Here is a 21,053-nt window from a genome sequence, read left to right as displayed (position 1 = left end):
TATGTTGAAAAGTTTGCTTATATTTCTGGTTTTGTTTACTTGGTCCTTAATCGCCACATTCTCTTCATGTGTCGTATTTATACTCTATATATTAGCATTTACAACACTTTTGACAATTTCTCTGTCTGAGATGCGTATCGTTAAAAAGTATGCAATTGCAGAGACAGTTTTTCATGAAAACACTTCTTTATTTAGCATCGTTAAGAGTGTGTGGTTAACACTGCTTACTTCACTTGTTGTAAGTTTTGTTGCATCTGTCATAATCTTGGTTGCCAGCATCTATCTTGATGCCATAATATTTTTGATTTTGGGCTTTGATGTATTGCTTATCTGGTTTATATATGCAAAAGTGAAAAAAAGACTATCCTCGACCGTAAAAGAAGGCTTTTTGCAAAGCATATCAAGAAGATGGACTGTTTGGATAAACACATTTATTTTGATAATTACCTTTGTTACCTATCAGTTTTTTACAGCACCTACTTACGAGATAAAAATTTTTAGTTGTGAAATACTTAACCTTGTATCTTCAACATTAAGATATAAAGAGTTGCTAGAATGGAAATTTATGAGTGCATCTGCCGGCACTCTTGCAAACAACAATGGCATCTTAGTTTGGTTGTTTTATCTTTTAGTGTCTCAGGGAATATTTGCCTGGGGTTATTCAAAACTACTTCTGAGTGTATCTATATCCAAGTCTATAATATATAAAGAAGAACCTAAAAGCAGAAACTACTTTATTTTTGGTTTTATAGCGACCATAGTGCTGCTTTTTATAATCACTATGGGCATAAATCATCTTTATGAGAGGCAACATATACAAAATGTTCAGACAAAGATAAACAATGCCTACAAGGAAGTTGACAGGGTTATAAGTGCAAAATTAAACTCAAGTGAACAGTCGTTAATATACAATATAAGCAGTGTTATAGATGCTGAGGTAGATAATGCTTTTGAGCCAGTATATGACTCAATTCCTGAACTTAGCGACTATTATTATTCTGTAAAAGGTGAATACACTCGAATTATCTTAAAAGGCTATAGTCTTTACTGTGGCTATAAAAATGACTATATGGTTCCATACTATAACCAGTACCTTCCAAATGGCTATAAGCTTAAGCAGTGTGACTCACAGATGCTAGATAATGAGATTCAATCAAAAATAAACTACTTCCTGTTTGATCAGAATGATTTTTCACAAAGAGTAGACAGAGCTTCTTATAGTATAAATGAAAGTATAAGAAAATCTATGACTGATTTTCAAAGTGAGTTAAATGAAAGTTTGAACTCTTTAGAAGCAGAGCACAAAACTGAGCTTGGATCTCTAGAGTCAAGCTTCGACAATATCTTTGAAGCCAACTCCAGGGATGTAGCAAAAAAAGGTTTAAGTGCTACCGGGACTCTTCTTATCAGTGGTGCAATATCAAAAAGTGTAATGTCGAAGATGCTGCTAAAGTTTGGAGCAAAGGGAGCTGCAAAAGCTTCTTCATTTATAGGCGGTTCAGTTGCAGGACTTACAATATGTGCTCCAAGTGGACCTTGGGCTTTGTTATGTGGAGTTGTGACTGGTACTGCAAGTTGGGTTGGCGTAGATGCTGCTATGACTGAAGTGGATCAGGCATTTAATGAAGATGACTTTCAACTAAGTGTAAAAAAGATGATAGATGCCCAAAAGAACAGTTTAAAAGAGCTTATGAAAGCCTCATATAAAGAGTGGATAGAAAATATATTTCTTAAATTGAAAAGAGATACAGAGGCTCTAAAATCACCATATGAACAACTAAAATAATTTAATTGATCTCATTTTTAATAATTTGAGCTAACTCACTACACTGTTTGATCTTATCAGAATAGCTAAGAGTCTCTTTTAAAAGTATATCAATGAACGCACTTCCAACAATAACCCCATCCGCACCCTCAACTTTGTCTTTAGCAGTTTTTGCATTTACTCCAAAACCTACATAAACAGGAGTAGATGAGTGCTTTTTAATAGAGCTTAAAAACGGTTGTAGATCTTCAGCTTGACCAGAACCTGTAATCCCTGTATAAGCTACCATATAGATAAACTTTTGAGCATCACTTACAACCTCTTTGATTCTTTCATCGCTGTCTGTAGGAGCTACAAAACTAATGTTGCTCAAGGAGTTTGCTTTAAACAGATCACTGTAAGGCAGAGCTTCTTCATGTGGCAGATCCGGTATGATAAAACCATTTATTCCCAACTTAGATGCCAAAGGCAACAGTTTGTCCATATCTTGCTGATAAAAACTGTTGAAGTAACCCATCCAAAGAGTGTCAACCTTTGGTGCTACTATCTCTGAGATCTCAAGAAGATGCTTGAACTTAAAGCCAAGCTCCAATGCTTTATGGTTTGCTTTTTCGATTAAGGGACCGTCTGCAACAGGATCAGAGAATGGAACACCAAGCTCAAGCGTGTCAACACCGTTTTCACCAAGTGCCAAGGACAGGTCTATGCTAAAAGATTTTTCCGGGTAAGCAGAAGTTATATATGCTACAAGTTTTTTCAAGTTTTTTCCAGTTTAGTTATTTTTCTAGGTATGGTGTTTTTAATAGAGAATATTTTACATGACTCAACTCATTGTCAAGTTTGAAATCATCTTGCCACTGAGAGTACATATCACTTATTGCAAGTAGCCATGATACAATATCATCACTAGGAAGCTCATCTGTCTTTCTTAGCTCTTCTAAAGCATCTTCTACAAAGGCAGAGAGTTTAGACATCGGCAAGATTTTCAAGTATCCAGAGGCAGATTTTATGTTGTGAAAAACACGAAAAAGCTCATCAACACTTCTCTTGTATTTATTGGGTTTTTCGAGATCCATAATCATCACTTCCATACTCTCAACCATCATAGAGTAATGATCCAAAAATTCATCAACGATCTCAAAATCAAAGTTACTATCTAAGTCACTTCTTATGCCCATAAAGTAATTCTCCTATTTAGTGCAATTGTATCAGTTTTTAGTTAAAATACTTTTATGAATAAAAAAATGACAATAACTTCTATACAAAAAGCAAAGGGCGTAAGACCTCTAGTAATGATTACAGCGTATGATGCTCTGTTTGCAAAACTGCTAGAACCTAGCTCAGATATGATTTTAGTTGGCGACAGTTTAAACATGAGTTTTGCAGGTAAAAACGATACGCTAAGTGCAACAATGGAGCAAATGCTATACCATACGAATGCTGTGTGTAATGGCGCAAAAAATAGCTTTGTAGTATGTGATATGCCTTTTGGAACTTATACTAATAAAAATGACGCACTTCACAATGCTATAAGAGTTTTTCAGGAGACTCCAGCTGATTGTGTAAAGATAGAGGGTGGAGAAGATAAAGCAGATATAGTTCGACACCTTACATCTAATGGCATCGCTGTTTGTGGTCATATCGGACTATTACCTCAGTCTGTAAGAAGTGAGGGTGGGTACAAGGTTAAAGGTAAAAGTGAAAAAGAGAAACTGCAATTGATCGAAGATGCTAAAGCTATCGAGAAAGCCGGAGCATTCTGCATGGTTATAGAGGGTGTTAAAACTGATGTAGCTACTGCAATAGCAAAGTGTGTTGAAGTGCCTGTTATAGGAATTGGTGCCGGAGCTGATGTTGATGGTCAGGTTTTAGTGTTTTCAGATATGCTTGGACTATTTGAAGAGTTCACTCCTAAATTTGTTAAAAAATATATGGATGGTGCAGCTTTAGTAAAAGATGCAGTTCAAAATTATGCAGATGAAGTCGTGGCTAGAGAATTTCCAAAAGAGGAACATACTTATTAATGGCAGAGTTTAATGGATAGACTAGTAGAGATAGAAACTTTTTGTGCTGATGAAGAGAGTATAGAGACATCTTTACGACCAGATGCCTGGAGTGAATACATTGGGCAGGAGCAGATAAAAAAAAATCTTAGTGTTTTTATCCAAGCCAGTAAGAAGAGAGATGAAGCACTTGATCATGTCCTTTTTTACGGACCTCCAGGTCTTGGTAAGACTACTTTAGCCCTTATTATAGCAAATGAGATGAATGCAAACATAAAAGTTACAGCAGCTCCAATGATAGAAAAAAGTGGAGATTTAGCCGCTATCCTTACAAATTTAGAAGAGGGTGATATTTTATTTATTGATGAAATACACCGCCTTTCCCCAGCTGTAGAAGAAATACTTTACTCATCTATGGAAGATTTCAGAATAGATATCATCATAGGCAGTGGACCAGCTGCACAAACTGTAAAGATTGACCTTCCAAGATTTACTCTCATCGGTGCAACAACTAGAGCAGGTATGCTTTCCAATCCTCTCAGAGATAGATTTGGCATGAGTTTTAGAATGCAGTTTTATTCTTCTTTAGAGTTGTCAAAAATTATTTCTCAGGCATCTACTAAACTGGATAAAGAGATAATCCATGAAGCATCTATAGAAATAGCAAAAAGAAGTAGAGGAACTCCTCGTATAGCTCTTCGTCTTCTTCGCCGTGTTAGAGACTTTGCTGAAGTTGCCGAGGAACTAAGTATAGATCATTCTCGTACTCAGTATGCCCTGGATCAGCTTGGCATCAATTCTCACGGTTTTGATGAGATGGATATAAGACTTTTAAAACTCTTAGTATCTGCAAAAGGAAAAGCAATGGGTCTAAGTACAATCGCAGCAGCTCTTAGTGAAGATGAGGGAACAGTAGAAGATGTACTAGAACCTTACTTAATTGCAAATGGTTACTTAGAGAGAACAGCAAAGGGTAGAAAGGCTACAAGAAATACTTATGAAGTTTTAAATATTTCATTACCAAACGATGAAGGAAGTTTATTTTAATGAAATACAAAAAAATCTATTTCTTGTTTGGGCTAAATTTTATAAATAAAATCTGCTCCTCACAAGGATTTTTCCTATGAAACCACAATACTTTGTAGCCATACTCTTTGCGACATCTCTTTACTGGATGTACCTACTTTATGCTCCTTTTATACTTAGTATTACAATAGCCGCGCTATTGGCAGTTTCTACTTCGAATATTCAAGACGCACTTTATAAACTTCTGAAATCAAGACTTGCCGCAGCTCTTGTTTCTAGTTTTCTTTTGGCAGTTTTATTCTTCGCGCCACTTGGTTATTTCCTTGCCACATTGACTATAAAACTAAACAGTATTGACCCCCAAGTTTTTGTAGGTATCGAAGTTTATGTCAAAGAGCTGATAGAAAAGCCACCTGAATACCTTCTATTTATTAAACCATATGCTGTAGATGCACTAAAAGATTTAGATGTTAACTCTCTAACTACAAAGGCTATCTCTTTCACTGGAACAATAGGAGCTTTTAGTGCAGGCTTTTTGAAAAATGCATTTTTAATTATTATATTTTACTTCTTTGCTCAGTACAATGGGGCTTATATAGTTGAGTTTTTAAAACGTGTTGTTCAGATGTCTGTTGACGAGACTACACTTCTTGCCAAAGAGCTTTCAGCTGTTATGAGTGTAGTTTTTTATTCCATAATAGTAACTGCAATGTTTGAGGGTGTACTATTTGGTGTTGCAGTCTCTTTTATGGGTTATAACGGTCTTCTTTTTGGAATCATGTATGGTTTTGCCTCTCTAATACCTGTAGTTGGTGGAGTTCTTATGTGGCTTCCATTTATGCTTTATGAGTTTTCAATCGGAGATTCATCAAGTGCAATATTTATAGCTCTTTATTCAATCATTGTAATTTCAATAATCGCTGATACATTCATAAAACCTCTAATCATAAAAGAGATCAATAATAGACTTTTAAAAGAAGATGACACACGAATAAATGAGCTTGTAATATTCTTTGCTATTATTGCCGGACTTGCAACATTTGGTTTTTGGGGAATGATTTTAGGACCTGCAATTACTGCGTTTTTCTTAACGATTTTAAAACTATTTGAAGCAAGAACTAAAGAGTGCGAGAATAAATCTCTGGATAATCGTCTTTAAATCTTCTATGGAGCCAAAACCAAGGCTCCGGAGCTTTTAAGATTTCTGCACTTAACCAATCTGTCTGCATCTGAGTAGATACTCTGATATCTTCTTCTTCGTTATCTGTTTTTGGCGGTATAATCTCATCGTAAAATTTTATAGTATATGTTTCATCATCATTTTCATGTATAAGTGCCGGAATTAAAGCTGCATCAAACTTTCTCGCAAAATAAGCAGTTGTTTTAATCTGGCTTGTAGGCTTACCTAAAAAATCAACTGTGATAGCTTCTTTTTTATTTACATTCGCATCTATTAAAATTGCTATTGCTCCACCGGAGCGGAGTTGTTTTAGTATACCTCTTGTAGCACCATTTCTCTCTACGTACTGCATGCGAGATTTTGAGCGAGAACTTAAAAGATAATCTTCAAAATATTTATTTTTCATTCTTTTGTATACAATCATGATCGGTTCTCTTAGGGCACTTAGCATTGCTCCAGCTAACTCCCAAGAACCATAATGCGAAGTTACAAAAATTATAGGTCTATTTTGCTCTTGCACTTTTTTCAACACTTCATCATTCTCAAAAGTAATTTTTTTTGATAACTCTTCGATAGAGTAATATCTTATTTCCATCGTATGAAGAAAATTTAAAAGCAGTTGTCTAAATGCATTTTTCGCAATCTTTTGTATAAACTCTTCATCTATATTATCACCGTAGATAAACTGAAGGTTTTGTCTTATGACTTTGTTGTACCTTTTTGAGACTTTATAAGCAAAAAAACCTAAGCCGACAAAAAAAGCACGTCTAACTTTTCTAGGAAGAAACATTAGAAATTTTTCAAGAATTAAAAAAGCATAAAAACCAATCATTTTAATAGCTCCTTTGCTTTAGTAACAACTTTGCTTACTTCTATGTCTTTTATAGAAAAGTCATTTTTATTTATATGATATATATCTACTTTAGAGCTTGATTTTATGCCTACATTTATAGGAGTCTCATAAATCATTCTAGTAGTCGTTGGACCAAAAAGAGTGATTGAAGGAATGTTTTGAGCCCAGGCCATGTGAGTAGGGCCTGTGTCATTTCCTATCAGGAGGTCAACACTCGAGATAAGAGAGACTAACTCAATTAAAGATAGTTTAGGCGCTATAGTCGCATAAGCAGAGTTGTCACATATCCAAAGGGCATCTTCTTTTTCAGCATCTGAGCCCCATAAGATTATAGAGTTTTCTTTCAACTCATTACAAAGTTCAGCAACTCTCTCTTTCGGGTATTTTTTTGATTCCCAAGAAGCACCTATTACAATAGCTATATTCTTCTTATCACTATTTTCTAGCGGGTACTCATTTGTCTCAAATATAGGCTTTTTATGAAGTAGCATCTCATCGCTAATATTAAATCCAAGTCCATCAGAAGCAAGAAATGTATTTCTCTTAACGATATTTTCATCATATGCTATAGATGAAGTAGTCTTGTAGAAATAAGAAGCGATACCTTCTCTTGCAGAGCTCTTGTCAAAACCATGAGTATTACTTCCAATAAGTCTAGCTACTATTGCAGATTTCAAAAGCCCTTGGATGTCTATTATAATATCAAACTCACCAAGTGAACGTAGTTCTAAAAAAATTTGTTTTAAAAGGGAGAAGCTTTTAGACTTTTTCAATTGTTTTAGGTTTAGTGTATGAACAATAGAAACAAGGGGATGATTTTCTAGCAGTGGAGCAAAAACTTCTTCAGTTATCCATTCTACCTTTGCATCTGGATATTTTTCATGTATAAACTGTAGTGTTACAGCACTATTAACAATATCTCCAAGAGCAGAAAGTCTTACTATAGCTATGCGTTTTATATCTTTTTTCATTGTCGGCATTATACCTAATTTAGCATAGTGCTTTGTTTTTTTAGCTCAACAATAATCTCTTTTTGTCTATCATAAACATATTCCATAAGTATGGCTTCATGCACTTGGTCCTCATCAAGGTTTACTACAACTTTACAAAACTCTTCATCGCACATAGTAAAAATAACTTCTGCTGTTAGAGTCAGCTTTAGGTAACCTTCCTCACTACTAGTTACGGGAAGAGTAAACTTTAGAGAGACTTGCATCATTTTTAGAGAGTCTATATTTGGATAAAGCCTTGTTTTAATAGCAATAGAGTTCATAGAAATATCTAATACTTCACCGCTTAAAGTGCCTTTTTGGTGAACAATAGATATCGGTGTTCTTTGTGAACAAGTTACACGAGAATATCTTCTGCCATTTGCACTTCCCTGTACAAAACGAAAGTTTTTCAAAAGAGCGAGTCTCCTCTTTGAATCTATATATTTTACATCTGCAATTATGTCTTTTGTAAAACTAGAAGACTGAATTACTGTCTCTTTTTCAAAATTCATAACAGTACCTTGGAGTTGCTCATAAGTTACATACACTTCTTGATCTGTTTTTTTCATAATGTTAGAAGAAGTATTTATACAAAGACCTTTGTAAATATTTAAAAGCTTAATAGGTGTTTTATTTGTAAATGTAGCTTGAAGAAGTATATCTATTGCTCTTGCATCGTCGAGTTCATTGCTTATGTCAATAACTCTGTAAAGTTTTTGAGCCTCTATATCTTTTATCGATATACTCTCTCTTGCAATATCAGATATTGTTTTTAAAACAGTGTTTAATTCTAAGGCATTTATATCAAATGCATATAGTCCTATGATTGGCTTAATCTTCTGTTTAGATGTATATGTTGATATCTTCGCTTGTATAGTACTGGCTTTTTGTTTTGTGGACTCAAAATCAAGACCTTCAAAAAGTGTTAAGTAAAGATTGTTGTCATACTGCGCTAAAAGTGTACTAGAATCTATTTCTATCTCCACTTGTAAAAGTAGATCACGGATAGACATCTCTATCTCATATTCACTCCAATATAGACGTAGATTTGACATGTTTTCTATTTGGATTGTAATAATAGAAAAGAGACTTTTTGAGATGCTTGTCTCTAAGATTTTTTCTTTTAGAATCTCTATGAAATAGATTCGATTTTTAATAAAGTTTACGCCTGAAGAGAGTTGCATAGCATCTTGAGAAATATTTTCTATATATATAAATTTATTATCATTATAGCTTGAGGTGGAACTTCTGATATTGTATGCTTGGGTAGAACCGGTAAAGTTAAAACTTTTTTGTTGAGATATGTCTTCTTTTAAAAGAGCAGCTAAGTCAAGTTCCAAACATATTCTGGATTTAACCATTTCCAAGTCTGTACATTTAAACTCATCATATAATTTGTTACTTGCAAATTTTAGTCCATTTGAATCAAAAAGCATAAAGCACTGATCCTTGATTATACTTTTTGCTATAGAGTTTTGTATTTGAGCATTTTTATTCTTGAGAAGTTCTGTTTTGATATTTGAGATAATTTTAGATGTATCATGCTTTGGAGTGATAATGCTTTTTACATTTAACATAGAAGCAAGTTGAAAAAGCATCAGGTTATGTGAATCATTAATAAAAAAATATATTAAACTTTCTGTTTTTGATGCGAGTAAATTTTTTATATGTAAGAGCAGAGCTTTTTCTATTTTATCAATTTCTACTAGATAAATCTCGTCATATTTGAGACTTTTAGTATTACTGATATCAATAAACTCACAAGATTCAAATGCATCAACTGTGTCTGATAATTGCTTCGAAGTAGAAGTCTTGTAGTAGAGATGAACCAACAGATGCCTTTAAAAGTTGCTATTAACAGATTATACCATATCTCGTAATAAGGCTTCTAAAAGTAATTTTAGCTACTTTATTGCATAATGATGTAAATCTTAAAAGGTGAGTATGTGAGAAGTTTGAAATCAAGTGTATTTATAGTACTAAGCACAGCTTTTTTATCTACTGCTATAAATGCAGATATTAGTGGAGTTGGTTTTGCTCAAACAAATAAAGAGGCAAAAAAAGAGGCACTTGCTGATTTAAGTCAGGTTATAAAGAGTGAAGTTCGTTCTAGCTTTGAGTCAATCTCAAAAGTAAAAGGTGATAATGGAAGCATAAGTAGCAAATCAAATATTAAGATAAGTTCAAACCTTCCTATACTTGGAGCACATTTCAGTTTTATCGATAGAGAGCTAGAAGTTGAAGCTAAAGTAAATCTATCCCCGGCAAAGGTAAACGAGCTATATACTAAAAAACTAAAAAATTTAAACGCTGAGATAAACTCACTTAGCAAAGAATTAAAGAAGCCAAACGCTAGTTCAATAAAAATGCAACTATATACAGATCTGTATTCACTTTTAAAAGAGTATGACAGGTATGAGAGTGTTGCGGTTATTTTAGGTGCTCACTTACCGGTTAGACCATCTATCACAAAGACAAAAATAAAGTTAGAGTTAGCAAAGCTAAACTCTAATATAGACTCATTGATTGTAGCAGCTAGTGTTTTAGCAAATAGTTTTAAACAAAGTGCCATCTATATATACCCACCGCTACTCCAAAACAATACAACAGTAGCAGAATTTGGTTCTGTTATTACCAAAGAGTTAAAGCCTAAAGTTAAATCTGTTAAGAGTCCCAAAGAAGCCTCCTATTTACTTGTGGGAGAGTATACAGTTCTAAAAGATATAATAGTTTTAAACTATGAGCTAATAAGTAATAAGAATAATGAAGTAATAGCTTCAAAGACTATAAATATAAACTCAAAAGCATATAAGGGTATAAATACAAAACCAAATAATATAGACTTTGATGAACTTCTAAACTCAGGGGTTATAAGTTCAAGCAGCTTAAAAGTCTCTCTAAACTCAAATAGAGGAAGTGAAAATTTACTTTTTAAAAATGGCGAAGATGTAGAGCTTTTTGTAAAACTAAATAAGATGGGTTACTTTTATATAGTTGGTTACACGCAGACAAATAAAGGGAAAATGTCATATCTTTTAGAACTTCAAGAGGGAAGTGGAAACAGCAAGTTTGTTAAGTTTGTAAATGCTGATGATTCTTCAAGATGGATAAGTCTTGGAGAGTTTACAGTGGAGAAACCGTTTGGTGTTGAGAGCCTGCAGGTCATTGCATCTAATAAAAGAATAAAAATGCTTCCTAGTACAAAGTATGATGAAGAGAGTGGTTACTATGTCATCTCAAACAACATTAAAGAAGCACTTTCGCAGACTAGGGGAATAAAAAAGAAGAAGAATAAAAAAACAGAGTTCAGTGAGGATGTTATGAGTTTTACTACTATGAGTAAGTAGAAAAAGTTTATAATTTCATTTTCTTTGAGAATTTTGATAAATGAAGGATTTTTAGGTGAAAGTAAAATTGCTTATTTTTGCTATAATAATATATACAAAAGAGTAAAAGGATTTTTATGGAGCTTAGTTATTTAGGTATATTATTGATTATTGCAAGTCTTGTTGTTGGTTATTTTATAAGTTACGTGAAGTCGAGGTTTGAAGTTGGCGCTTACAAAAAAGAGTTGAAAGAGTATAAGGAACATTTAAACAGACAGATGAAGATTACAAATGAAGGTAGTAAAAATCTGGAAAAAGATCTTGAGCAAGCGAAAAAAGAGAATGAAAACTTAAGAATATCTGTTAAGACTTTAGGCCAAAAACCGGGTCGTTCAGAGCTTAGACTTCTAAATATTTATGATGGTGCTTTGAGAAAAATGATGTTAAAAGCTCCAGGTTTCTCATCTGCATGGGAAGTAGCACTGCAAGAAGCTGAAAGAGAATATGAAGAAAATGAGAAAGGCTTTAAGTCAATTATTAAAAAAGTATTTGGACCTAGCATAGCTCAAAACAGTGAGAGTGGACATATTGATCAGCAAAAAGAAGGATTCAATTAGAATAACCTCTTTGTTATTTAGCCTTTGCTATAATCACGACAATTTTATAAAAGGTAAGTAAAAAGATGGTTGCATCTGATATTCAAGATTTTTCAGAAGGTCGTACTAAAGCTAGGGCGTATTTCTGTTATCTCTTTTCAAAAAACATTCCAAATAGACTTCCATCCTTAAGTCAGGAAATGATTATGCCTCGTCTATTAAAGATAAAGGCTGATTTAGAGAAATGTGAAGGTGTTTATCTTTTAGATAACAAGGGTGTTCAAGTCTCGCCTACATTCACATCTACTGGACAGATAGATGATGATGCCGGAAAAATCAGAGCGGATCGTGCTTACTATTATCGTGCAGTTAGAGAAGAGAGATGTACGATTACGGATCCTTATCCATCTCTAATAACACAAGATCTTACAGTTACTGCGTCTCAACCCATATTCTGCGAAGATGGAAATCTTAAGTATGTGGCCTGTCTGGATATGCCTCTAGATGAAGTTCTGAAAATTGCTCATTTAAATACATCAGATATGTTCTTTTCTAAGTTATTCAAGTTTTCATATGCAATGTTTGCTTTTGCTCTTATTGCAGTTGCTCTGCTACTTTTTTCTCACGGAATCAAAAGTTTTTTTGTAAATGAGATTACAATCTCTCATCTAGTTATAGATGATATGTTTAAAGCAACAATTTTACTAACCCTTTCTTTGGCAATATTCGATTTGGCTAAAACCCTAATAGAAGAGGAAATACTAGGCCGACATAAAGAACAAAATATTTCAGGGCCACATAAAACGATGGTTAAGTTCTTGGGATCTATTATTATTGCTTTATCTATTGAAGCATTAATGTTGGTATTTAAGTTTGCCATTACAGATCCGCAGATGTTAATGTATGCAATGTATATTATTGGCGGTGTTGCATTACTGATAATAAGTTTGGCAGTATATATAAAATTTACAAAAGTGAAAAATGATTCATGATAGCGATAGTTGATTATAATATGGGAAATCTAGCAAGTGTGCAAAATGCATTTGCTAAGTTAGGTGAAGATACAGTTATAGAGAGTGACCCAAGTAAGTTTAAAGAGTACGATAAACTTATTCTTCCGGGTGTAGGTGCTTTTGGAGATGCTATGACCCATTTAAGAGATAGAAATATGATAGATGCACTAAGAGAGTATGCAGCAAGTGGTAAGCATATGCTTGGCATCTGTCTTGGAATGCAATTGCTTTTTGAAAGTAGCGAAGAATTTGGTGAGCATGAAGGTTTAGGACTTATCAAAGGAAGTGTTACAGCTTTTGATAGCGATAAGTTCAGCGAGCCTTTAAAAGTTCCTCATATGGGCTGGAATAGAATGTTTACTACACAACATCCGTTGTTTGAAAACTTAGACGAGGAACATTATCTGTACTTTGTGCATACATATCATGTTAATTGTACAAATAAAGAAGACATTATAGGTACTACAAACTATGGATATGATTTTACATCAGCTGTGGCTCGAGCAAATGTGATGGGCTTGCAACCTCACCCAGAAAAAAGCCATAAAAATGGTTTACATATATTAGAAAACTTTATTAACCTATAAGGAAAGATAGTGACTTTATACCCGGCAATAGATTTAAAAGATGGAAAAGCAGTTAGACTTACAAAAGGTCTTATGGATAGTGCAAAGATTTACTCAGATGAGCCATGGTCTTTAGTAAAAACATTTGAAGAGATGGGCGCAGAGTGGGTTCATCTAGTTGATTTAAATGGTGCTTTTGCTGGAGAACCTAAAAATTTAGAACAAATAATAAAAATTAGAGAAAACTGTAACGTTAAATTGGAACTTGGCGGTGGTATCCGTGATGAAGAGACAATACAAAAAATGTTAGAGATTGGAATCGATAGAATAATATTAGGGTCAATCGCAGTAAAAGATCCAGAGTTTGTTAGAGACATGGCAGCAAAATATCCAATCGCAGTAGGTATAGATGCAATAGATGGATTTGTTGCAGTTGAAGGTTGGGGTGAAGTTAGTAGTATGAAAGCTACTGATTTAGCAAAAGAGTTCGCAAATGCAGGTGTTGAAGCTATAATATGTACTGATGTTGGTAAAGACGGAACACTCTCTGGAGTAAATGTGGAGTTTACTTTGGATATAGCAAGAGCAAGCGGTATTAGTACTATTGCCAGCGGTGGTGTCAAAGATGCCAGTGATATTGAAGCTCTTATTGCAACGAGAGAAGTTGATGGTGTTATCATCGGTAAGGCTTATTATGAGGGTACATTAGACTTACCAAATATGTTTAAACTTCTTGATTAATGGTAAAAAAATAAAAATTTAGCTATTATTAGAGTATAAATTTTTGCAAATATATTTTTTAAAAAGGATTTCAATTGAAATTACTTGTTGTTGATGATAGTTCTACAATGCGTCGTATTATTAAAAATACTTTGGCTCGCTTAGGTTATAAAGATATTTTAGAGGGCGCTGACGGCGTTGAAGGTTGGACTCAAATGGATTCTAATCCAGATATTGAGATGCTAATTACTGACTGGAATATGCCAGAGATGAATGGACTGGAATTAGTTAAAAAAGTTCGTGCAGATGCGCGTTTTAAAGATACACCAATTATTATGGTAACAACAGAGGGTGGTAAAGCAGAAGTTATTACTGCACTTAAAGCAGGTGTAAATAACTACATCGTTAAACCGTTTACTCCTCAAGTATTAAAAGAAAAACTTGGTGCTGTAATGGGTGTTTCTGAATAATGCAGGAATACTACTACGAGTTAGTAGTTAAGGTTTCATCCCGTAAGGAGTTATTTGCTGACTTTTTAACTGACACTATACCAATAGGCTTTGAAGAGTCTGATTCCGGTTTTACAGTTAGAAGCGAAGATGAACTTGATACTATTATTTGGGGGCTAGAACAGTTCCGTGAAGCTTTGCAAAAAGCTTTAGGTGAAACGATAGAACTTGAGTGTACTCAACAAAAACTTCAAAACAGTGACTGGGTTGAGCTTTACCAAAAAAGTATCACTCCTCTTGCGATAGATAAATTTTATATACATCCTACTTGGGATGAAGAAAACCCAGATTTAATTAACATAGCAATCGATCCGGCATTAGCTTTTGGAACAGGTCATCATCCAACAACTGCTTCGTCGTTAAGAGCAATTTCCAAGTACGTAAAAGAGGGAGACTCTCTAATTGATGTTGGTTGTGGCAGTGGTATATTAGGTATTGCAGCAATAAAGTTAAAAGCAATTGTAGAAGCTTGTGATACTGATCCTGTGTCTGTTGAAAATAGTATTGAGAATGCTAAGTTGAACAATATAAAATTCTCAAAAATATGGGAAGGTTCATGTTCACTAAGTTCTTCAAAATATGATGTGGTAGTAGCTAATATAGTGGCTGATGTACTTACATTTATAGCAAAAGATTTGAAAAGCGCTTTAAAAGATGACGGTATATTGATTTTATCAGGTATTTTAGATAAGTATGAGAGTAAAGTTTTGGGTTTTTACAAAGATTGTGAAATAATTGAAAGAATAGCAGTAGATGAGTGGGTAACACTCGTCCTAAAAAGAAAATAAATGAAAGAGATAAATAATGTCAAACCAAAATTCAAATAATGATGATAATAAAAATAACAATTTTTTTAACAATAACCCATTAATAACTTTTGCAATATTTTCAGTAGTAATAATATTACTATTTAAAATGCTTGTTGGAGAAGGGACAGGACTGGATAACAGTGGTACTGCAAATAGAAAAACTAAACAAGTAAGTTACTCTGAATTAAAAACTTTAGTAGAGAGCAAATCTGTTTCAAAAGTAAGTATTGGACAAAGTTACATAAAAGCTATTGCTACTGACGGTTCTGCATATACTACTAGAATTGTAAAAGGTGACACTAGGCTTGTTGAACTATTAGATAAGCAGGGTATAGAGTATGCTGGCTTCAGTGAAACAAACTGGTTTACAGAGATGTTTGGATGGTTATTCCCATTTCTGATTATTATTGCAATCTGGATGTTTTTTGCGGGAAGAATGCAAAAAAGTATGGGTGGCGGAATACTTGGCATGGGCAACTCTAAAAAAATGGTCAACTCAGAAAAACCTAAAACAAAGTTTGATGATGTAGCAGGTGTTGAAGAAGCAAAAGAAGAAGTTCAGGAGATTGTTGATTTTCTAAAGTATCCAGCTCGTTATGTAGAAATTGGTGCAAAAATTCCAAAAGGTGTTTTACTTGTAGGTTCTCCAGGTACTGGTAAAACACTTCTAGCTAAAGCAGTTGCAGGTGAAGCAGATGTTCCATTTTTCTCTGTAAGCGGCTCTAGCTTTATAGAGATGTTTGTTGGTGTTGGTGCAGCACGTGTACGTGATCTATTTGAGCAAGCTAAAAAAGATGCTCCCAGTATTATCTTTATAGATGAGATCGATGCTATCGGAAAGAGTCGTGCTGCTGGTGGAATGATGGGTGGAAATGATGAGAGAGAACAAACTCTAAATCAGTTATTAGCTGAGATGGATGGTTTTGGAACAGATACTCCTGTTATAATCTTAGCAGCTACTAATAGACCTGAAGTTCTGGATGCAGCACTACTTCGTCCTGGTCGTTTTGATAGACAAGTATTGGTAGACAAGCCTGACTATGAAGGTCGTATAAAAATCCTAAAAGTACATATGAAAAATGTAAAAATGGACTCGGATGTTGAGATAGAAGAGATTGCCCGTTTAACTGCCGGACTTGCTGGTGCAGATTTAGCTAATATTATCAACGAGGCGGCGCTATTAGCTGGTAGAAAAAGTCAAAAAACTGTTACACAAAGTGATCTGTATGAATCAGTTGAGAGAGCAATAGCGGGACTTGCTAAAAAATCTCGTCGTATAAATCCTAAAGAAAAAAAGATTGTTGCTTATCACGAAAGTGGTCATGCGCTTCTTGCTGAGACTACTAAGGGAGCTAAAAAAGTTTCTAAAGTATCTATTGTTCCTCGTGGTCTTGCTGCTCTTGGATATACGCTTAATAAACCAGAAGAAGACAAATTTATGATGCAGCAACATGAGATGTGGGCAGAAGTAGATGTTCTGCTTGGTGGTCGTGCTGCTGAGCAAGTTTTCATCGGTGAAATCTCTACTGGTGCTGGAAATGACTTAGAGAGAGCTACAGATATTATAAAATCAATGGTACAAACATATGGTATGAGTGATGTAGCTGGACTAATGGTTCTAGAAAAAAGTAGACATTCTTTCATTGGTGGAGGACAACAAGCAACTCGTGAGTATAGTGATAAAATGGCTGAAAATATGGATGAGTTTATAAAGTCCTCATTAGCTGAGCACTATGACAGTGTTGTTACTAGACTTGAAGAGTATAGAGGTGCTATAGAAGATATGGTAAAACTTCTTTACAAAAAAGAAAATATAACTGGTGAAGAAGTTAGAGATATTATTATAGATTTTGAAAAAGAGAATAATATAGATTCAAAAGTTTCTGTTAATGTAGGTGATATAGCAGAAGAGCTAAAAGAAGACGCTGAGATGGCTGAAAAAGATAGCAAAAAAGAAGATAATGGAAAAGAAGATGAACAATAATCTTTTACCAATAGCAAAAGAAGGCTTTAGTCGTATAGGTTTTACTATTTTAGCATTTATAATTTTTGCTATTTTAGATTTAGAACTTTTAGAGTTCTTTTCTTTTTTGACACTTATATTTTTTATATTTGTATATAGAAATCCTGAGAGAATGATACCAAACTTTGAACAGATGAGTGTCGTAAGCCCTGTTGATGGAGTGCTTATCTCTATTGAAGAATTAGAGAATGAAGAGTATGCTTATAAGCTAGAGATTAATAGTAGTTACTTAAACGTATCTCTTCTTCGTACGCCATTAAGCTCGAAAATAGAAACAATAGATATAAAACATGGTGCAAGACTTTCTCAACTATCTCCACTGGCTAGAGATGTAAATGAGAGAGTTGAAGTAGTATTTCAAGACTCACACGAAAACAATGTTAAAGTATCTCATATGTTAAAGCAAAGTTTTGATGATATTAAACTAGATGTAATCACAAAACAAAATTTAGTTCAAGGAAGTAGATACGGACTTATGGTTAATGGTATCACAACTGTGTATTTACCTCAAAACTTCAGAGTTAATGTAAGTGTTGGACAAGAATTAAATGCATCTCAGACATTAGTAGGGTACTTTTCATAAAAAATGAAAAAAAGACCTGCTAACTTAATTTATATACTCCCAAACCTTTTTACTGCGGCATCTATATTCTCCGGTGTTTTTAGCATCATAAGTGCAGTTGACGGAAACTTTGAAAAAGCTGCTTGGTTGATAATGCTTTCTCTTATTTTTGATGGATTGGATGGAAGAGTAGCAAGACTAACTAATACTTGTTCTAAGTTTGGTGTAGAGTTTGATTCCTTAGCTGATATGGTTGCATTTGGAGTAGCTCCGGCACTTTTGATGTACCTTTTTGTCGGTCATGAATTTGGTCGATTTGGTGTTGTCGTATCTGCTTTATTTGTAATATTTGGTGCGATTAGATTAGCTCGATTTAATGTCATGACAGTGAGTAGTGAACCATCAGTGTTTATAGGTGTTCCTATCCCAACTGCAGCAGTTTTTGTTTCTTTATTGGTTCTTTTATTTCAAAAATATGGTTTTAATAATGACTATGGTTTAGTGGTTATGCTTTTATCTATTTTAATTTCATTACTTATGGTCAGTAATATACGCTATCCAAGTTTTAAAAAAGTAGACTTTAGTCCGAAACATGCTATGAAATTTTTTGTTTTTATATTATCAGCTCTATTTGCAGTATTTATGTATCCTATAGAAGGTTTTGCGCTGATTTTTGTACTGTATATTATGTATGGTTTAGTAAGGGCTGCAATGTTAATACCTAAGAGTTTAGCAAAGAAGTAACTCTACTCTTTTGCTGCTTGTTCTTTTTCAAAGAGCAATTTATTCAGGTTAATATCAAAGTTAAAATACTCAGAGCTAAATCCATTATCTCCAATTCTTCCAAACTGAATTGCTGCACCCTGATTGTTCTGAACTTCAAGATATAACAGACCTAAAGCATAACGACTCTCTAAAAAGCTTCCATCTTTCATCTTTGATAACTCAAGAAGTGCAATAGCATTGGCATGATGATCAGCCGCAGTTGAAGCAACAGCACCTAAAAAGAGTGTATAAGCATCTCTAACTTTCAAATCATCAATAAGGTAATTATAAAGAGTGTATGACTCTTCAAAAGCTTTGTCATATAATGATGCGAGAGCCAGAGCACTCGTTATCTCATGAGTATTTCTATTTGTAGTCTCAAGTACATCTCTTAGCTGTTTTCTAAGAAAAAATAGCTTACCAGTTATAAGGTTTTGTTGAGTATATAGGTATCTAGTAATATATGGGCCATAGTATAGGTCATTAAAGTTAAATTTCTGTATTTTGAGATAGTTTAATACTTTTTTAGCATATTCTTTTGGCTTTAAGTCTGAGAAGTGTGAATCAATATACATCATATGTGGAAGAATTTCATTTGGAAGTAGTACCGTGAGTTTATGAGAAGCTTTCTTCGCAGCATCAATATTATTTAATCCAAGTGCTATTATAGTATCCATAGCTAAGTAAAGAGGTCTTTGCTTATAATCTTTATCAAGCCAGTCTGCTGTTGAAATAATATTATTATCACTTATAAATAAAAGTGTTTTATATAGATTTATTTCTTCACTTGCTTCTTCTAGTGATATAGAATCTTTAACTATTTCAGTTAATTTAGTAGAGTCTTTATTTATAAGCTGACTTGTCATAATGGCAAAAATACCAGATAGGTAGTTCTTTGCATTTAAATGATAAGAGAGAAGAAAATGTTTATGAGCATTTGTCATATTACCCATTTGAGCATAAGTAAGAGCAAGATTATAATGAAGTATAGAGTGCTTTGGTTGAAGTACTACAAGTTTTTGTAAATCTGAATTAGCATCTCTTAATTTAAATGATAAAGCCTTTTTAATAGCTTTAACAATGCCTTTATTTACACTCGAAGCAGAAGCACTTCTTTGTAGGTACTCTTTTGCAGATGAGATGTTATCAATATAAATATTGGCATTTCCTTTTTGAATATAGCTAATAGTCTGATCCGCATTAAAAATTTTATATGGTGAAAAATAGAATATTTTCAGATAGTTAAATATCTTAGCATGTTTGATTCTATCTCTATATCTAAGTTGCGCTTTTAGCGGATCAAAAAGAGACTCTTTTAAGTTTACTGATATAGGATACGGCTTGTATACTTCTTCAGGAAACATATCTGTTACATTTTTTATTTGTTTACTCGCAGTTTGTACTCGTCCTGCTTTTAGGTTAACTAGTGCTTGGGCTACAGCAGATTTTACTGGCTCAATATTTTTTACGATTGCTTCTGCTAAATGTTTTTGTGCAAGCGTAAGATCACCTATTCTTGCATAGAGCATAGCAATACTAAAAGAGTCTTCAACTTGAAAGTTTTTTTCCATAGCTTCTATTGCTTTGTAATTATTTGAGTAGAGTGCATTGATTTTTGCTCTTAAGTGCTTTTGAGTTGTCGGGTACTCTTTGCTAGTTGGATTTTCTAAAGCACTGAGTGCTTCAAGATAATTCTTATTATAGTAATTTATTAATGCATAATAATAAGAGTACTGAGGTGAATTTTTCTCTTTAGCAAGATAAGCGTAGGCCAAGTCAATATAGTAATTAAAACTCTTTTCATCTTTTAGATGCAAAGAACAAACTGCGGCATTTATAGCACTTACACATCGTTTTTCATCATTAATTATAGCTTTTTTAAATGTTTTTAGAGCTAGTTCGTAAGTTCCATCTTTTAATTGAGCTACACCTAAATTGTATACAGAGATTGCTTCACTATACATAGCAATCTTCTCATATAAAAATAGAGCTTCATCTTTTGATCCTGTAGAGTAAAGATAGTTAGCCTTTGAAATCATATTTTCTAGTTTACTCGGCTGTATAGCTTTTGTAGTGTTTTGTTCTAGTTTAGTCTCTATAAAATCCATAGAGTGTTTCTGTTTAACATCCGGAGACTTTAAAATAAAAAACAGAACTATTATTATAATAATAACAAGAAGGACAGCGATAAGACCAAAGATAAGTATTTTTTTCTTTTTGGAAGAATCATCATCTAGAATAGATTCTGATTCGTGAATTGTATCGGATCCAGCTGCATCACTCTCTTCAATGATAATAATATCTTCTAGTTCTTCAGCCATTACCTACCTTGTTTTAGTCTTTTA

Annotated in this window: 20 protein-coding genes; 14 read left to right on the top strand and 6 right to left on the bottom strand. The window is 33.7% G+C overall.

Features of this window, described 5'->3' with window-relative positions; all coding sequences use genetic code 11:
* The first annotated feature begins 1 nt into the window (after position 1).
* Positions 2 to 1,786 (top strand): hypothetical protein, encoded by a 1,785-nt coding sequence (locus ABZC13_RS02850; RefSeq protein WP_372999774.1) that lies wholly within the window; start codon positions 2 to 4, stop codon positions 1,784 to 1,786.
* A 1-nt stretch (position 1,787) separates the two neighbouring features.
* Here ABZC13_RS02850 and trpA read toward each other — a convergent pair whose 3' ends face one another.
* Positions 1,788 to 2,525: a tryptophan synthase subunit alpha gene (gene trpA, locus ABZC13_RS02845; RefSeq protein ID WP_372999771.1), complete on the bottom strand. Its 738-nt coding sequence runs from the start codon at positions 2,523 to 2,525 to the stop codon at positions 1,788 to 1,790.
* A 16-nt stretch (positions 2,526 to 2,541) separates the two neighbouring features.
* Positions 2,542 to 2,943 carry an Hpt domain-containing protein gene (locus tag ABZC13_RS02840; RefSeq protein WP_372999768.1) on the bottom strand — a complete coding sequence of 134 codons (402 nt, stop codon included), beginning with the start codon at positions 2,941 to 2,943 and terminating at the stop codon, positions 2,542 to 2,544.
* Between the two features lie 54 nt (positions 2,944 to 2,997).
* Here ABZC13_RS02840 and panB point away from each other — a divergent pair, with 54 nt between their 5' ends.
* From panB to ABZC13_RS02825, 3 genes are all read left to right on the top strand, one after another.
* Positions 2,998 to 3,789: a 3-methyl-2-oxobutanoate hydroxymethyltransferase gene (panB, locus tag ABZC13_RS02835; RefSeq protein WP_372999764.1), complete on the top strand. Its 792-nt coding sequence runs from the start codon at positions 2,998 to 3,000 to the stop codon at positions 3,787 to 3,789.
* A 12-nt stretch (positions 3,790 to 3,801) separates the two neighbouring features.
* Positions 3,802 to 4,815, top strand: a complete 1,014-nt coding sequence (ruvB, locus tag ABZC13_RS02830) for a Holliday junction branch migration DNA helicase RuvB (RefSeq protein ID WP_372999761.1) — start codon at positions 3,802 to 3,804, stop codon at positions 4,813 to 4,815.
* 76 nt (positions 4,816 to 4,891) lie between these two features.
* Positions 4,892 to 5,953: an AI-2E family transporter gene (locus ABZC13_RS02825; RefSeq protein ID WP_372999758.1), complete on the top strand. Its 1,062-nt coding sequence runs from the start codon at positions 4,892 to 4,894 to the stop codon at positions 5,951 to 5,953.
* Here the strand turns inward: ABZC13_RS02825 and ABZC13_RS02820 are convergent.
* From ABZC13_RS02820 to ABZC13_RS02810, 3 genes are read right to left on the bottom strand one after another with little or no spacing between them, the layout of a single operon-like run.
* Positions 5,913 to 6,806 (bottom strand): lipid A biosynthesis lauroyl acyltransferase, encoded by an 894-nt coding sequence (locus ABZC13_RS02820; RefSeq protein ID WP_372999755.1) that lies wholly within the window; start codon positions 6,804 to 6,806, stop codon positions 5,913 to 5,915. The genes ABZC13_RS02825 and ABZC13_RS02820 overlap by 41 nt on opposite strands.
* Positions 6,803 to 7,798: a lipopolysaccharide heptosyltransferase I gene (gene waaC / locus ABZC13_RS02815; protein ID WP_372999752.1), complete on the bottom strand. Its 996-nt coding sequence runs from the start codon at positions 7,796 to 7,798 to the stop codon at positions 6,803 to 6,805. Before waaC ends, ABZC13_RS02820 begins: the two co-directional genes overlap by 4 nt.
* Before the next feature lie 14 nt (positions 7,799 to 7,812).
* Positions 7,813 to 9,651: a PilZ domain-containing protein gene (locus ABZC13_RS02810; protein WP_372999749.1), complete on the bottom strand. Its 1,839-nt coding sequence runs from the start codon at positions 9,649 to 9,651 to the stop codon at positions 7,813 to 7,815.
* Positions 9,652 to 9,765: 114 nt separating this feature from the next.
* Between ABZC13_RS02810 and ABZC13_RS02805 the strand changes: the two genes are divergently transcribed.
* From ABZC13_RS02805 to pssA, 10 genes are all read left to right on the top strand, one after another.
* Complete coding sequence (locus tag ABZC13_RS02805) at positions 9,766 to 11,166, top strand: FlgO family outer membrane protein (RefSeq protein ID WP_372999746.1); 1,401 nt, start codon at positions 9,766 to 9,768, stop codon at positions 11,164 to 11,166.
* 116 nt (positions 11,167 to 11,282) lie between these two features.
* Entirely contained in the window at positions 11,283 to 11,762 is a 480-nt protein-coding gene (locus ABZC13_RS02800; RefSeq protein WP_372999743.1) for a hypothetical protein, read from the top strand.
* 65 nt (positions 11,763 to 11,827) lie between these two features.
* Positions 11,828 to 12,733, top strand: a complete 906-nt coding sequence (locus ABZC13_RS02795; RefSeq protein ID WP_372999740.1) for a PDC sensor domain-containing protein — start codon at positions 11,828 to 11,830, stop codon at positions 12,731 to 12,733.
* Complete coding sequence (gene hisH, locus ABZC13_RS02790; protein WP_372999737.1) at positions 12,730 to 13,341, top strand: imidazole glycerol phosphate synthase subunit HisH; 612 nt, start codon at positions 12,730 to 12,732, stop codon at positions 13,339 to 13,341. Before ABZC13_RS02795 ends, hisH begins: the two co-directional genes overlap by 4 nt.
* A gap of 9 nt (positions 13,342 to 13,350) precedes the next feature.
* The gene (gene hisA, locus ABZC13_RS02785; RefSeq protein ID WP_372999733.1) at positions 13,351 to 14,061 is read left to right on the top strand and encodes a 1-(5-phosphoribosyl)-5-[(5-phosphoribosylamino)methylideneamino]imidazole-4-carboxamide isomerase; all 711 of its coding nucleotides are present in this window, start codon (positions 13,351 to 13,353) and stop codon (positions 14,059 to 14,061) included.
* A gap of 74 nt (positions 14,062 to 14,135) precedes the next feature.
* A complete protein-coding gene (locus ABZC13_RS02780; protein WP_372999730.1) occupies positions 14,136 to 14,510 on the top strand; it encodes a chemotaxis response regulator CheY in 375 nt (124 codons plus the stop codon).
* Positions 14,510 to 15,337, top strand: a complete 828-nt coding sequence (locus tag ABZC13_RS02775; protein WP_372999727.1) for a 50S ribosomal protein L11 methyltransferase — start codon at positions 14,510 to 14,512, stop codon at positions 15,335 to 15,337. The genes ABZC13_RS02780 and ABZC13_RS02775 overlap by 1 nt, the downstream gene beginning before the upstream one ends.
* Positions 15,338 to 15,353: 16 nt before the next feature.
* Positions 15,354 to 17,342: an ATP-dependent zinc metalloprotease FtsH gene (ftsH, locus tag ABZC13_RS02770; protein WP_372999724.1), complete on the top strand. Its 1,989-nt coding sequence runs from the start codon at positions 15,354 to 15,356 to the stop codon at positions 17,340 to 17,342.
* Positions 17,332 to 17,964: a phosphatidylserine decarboxylase gene (locus ABZC13_RS02765; protein WP_372999721.1), complete on the top strand. Its 633-nt coding sequence runs from the start codon at positions 17,332 to 17,334 to the stop codon at positions 17,962 to 17,964. Before ftsH ends, ABZC13_RS02765 begins: the two co-directional genes overlap by 11 nt.
* Positions 17,965 to 17,967: 3 nt before the next feature.
* A complete protein-coding gene (gene pssA / locus ABZC13_RS02760; protein ID WP_372999718.1) occupies positions 17,968 to 18,687 on the top strand; it encodes a CDP-diacylglycerol--serine O-phosphatidyltransferase in 720 nt (239 codons plus the stop codon).
* Between the two features lie 2 nt (positions 18,688 to 18,689).
* Here the strand turns inward: pssA and ABZC13_RS02755 are convergent, their stop codons facing one another.
* A complete protein-coding gene (locus ABZC13_RS02755; RefSeq protein ID WP_372999715.1) occupies positions 18,690 to 21,029 on the bottom strand; it encodes a hypothetical protein in 2,340 nt (779 codons plus the stop codon).
* Positions 21,030 to 21,053 lie beyond the last annotated feature (24 nt).

This window comes from Sulfurimonas sp. (genome assembly GCF_041563035.1).
In the GTDB taxonomy this organism is placed as follows: Bacteria; Campylobacterota; Campylobacteria; order Campylobacterales; family Sulfurimonadaceae; genus Sulfurimonas.
This window is presented reverse-complemented; position numbering and strand designations above follow the sequence as displayed.

Coding starts and splice junctions, on each gene's coding strand:
- ABZC13_RS02850 (WP_372999774.1), top strand. CDS start 2: ATGTTGAAAAGTTTGCTTATATTTCTGGTTTTGTTTACTTGGTCCTTA.
- ABZC13_RS02840 (WP_372999768.1), bottom strand. CDS start 2,943: ATGGGCATAAGAAGTGACTTAGATAGTAACTTTGATTTTGAGATCGTT.
- panB (WP_372999764.1), top strand. CDS start 2,998: ATGAATAAAAAAATGACAATAACTTCTATACAAAAAGCAAAGGGCGTA.
- ruvB (WP_372999761.1), top strand. CDS start 3,802: ATGGATAGACTAGTAGAGATAGAAACTTTTTGTGCTGATGAAGAGAGT.
- ABZC13_RS02825 (WP_372999758.1), top strand. CDS start 4,892: ATGAAACCACAATACTTTGTAGCCATACTCTTTGCGACATCTCTTTAC.
- ABZC13_RS02820 (WP_372999755.1), bottom strand. CDS start 6,806: ATGATTGGTTTTTATGCTTTTTTAATTCTTGAAAAATTTCTAATGTTT.
- waaC (WP_372999752.1), bottom strand. CDS start 7,798: ATGAAAAAAGATATAAAACGCATAGCTATAGTAAGACTTTCTGCTCTT.
- ABZC13_RS02800 (WP_372999743.1), top strand. CDS start 11,283: ATGGAGCTTAGTTATTTAGGTATATTATTGATTATTGCAAGTCTTGTT.
- ABZC13_RS02795 (WP_372999740.1), top strand. CDS start 11,828: ATGGTTGCATCTGATATTCAAGATTTTTCAGAAGGTCGTACTAAAGCT.
- hisH (WP_372999737.1), top strand. CDS start 12,730: ATGATAGCGATAGTTGATTATAATATGGGAAATCTAGCAAGTGTGCAA.
- ABZC13_RS02775 (WP_372999727.1), top strand. CDS start 14,510: ATGCAGGAATACTACTACGAGTTAGTAGTTAAGGTTTCATCCCGTAAG.
- ftsH (WP_372999724.1), top strand. CDS start 15,354: ATGTCAAACCAAAATTCAAATAATGATGATAATAAAAATAACAATTTT.
- ABZC13_RS02765 (WP_372999721.1), top strand. CDS start 17,332: ATGAACAATAATCTTTTACCAATAGCAAAAGAAGGCTTTAGTCGTATA.
- pssA (WP_372999718.1), top strand. CDS start 17,968: ATGAAAAAAAGACCTGCTAACTTAATTTATATACTCCCAAACCTTTTT.
- ABZC13_RS02755 (WP_372999715.1), bottom strand. CDS start 21,029: ATGGCTGAAGAACTAGAAGATATTATTATCATTGAAGAGAGTGATGCA.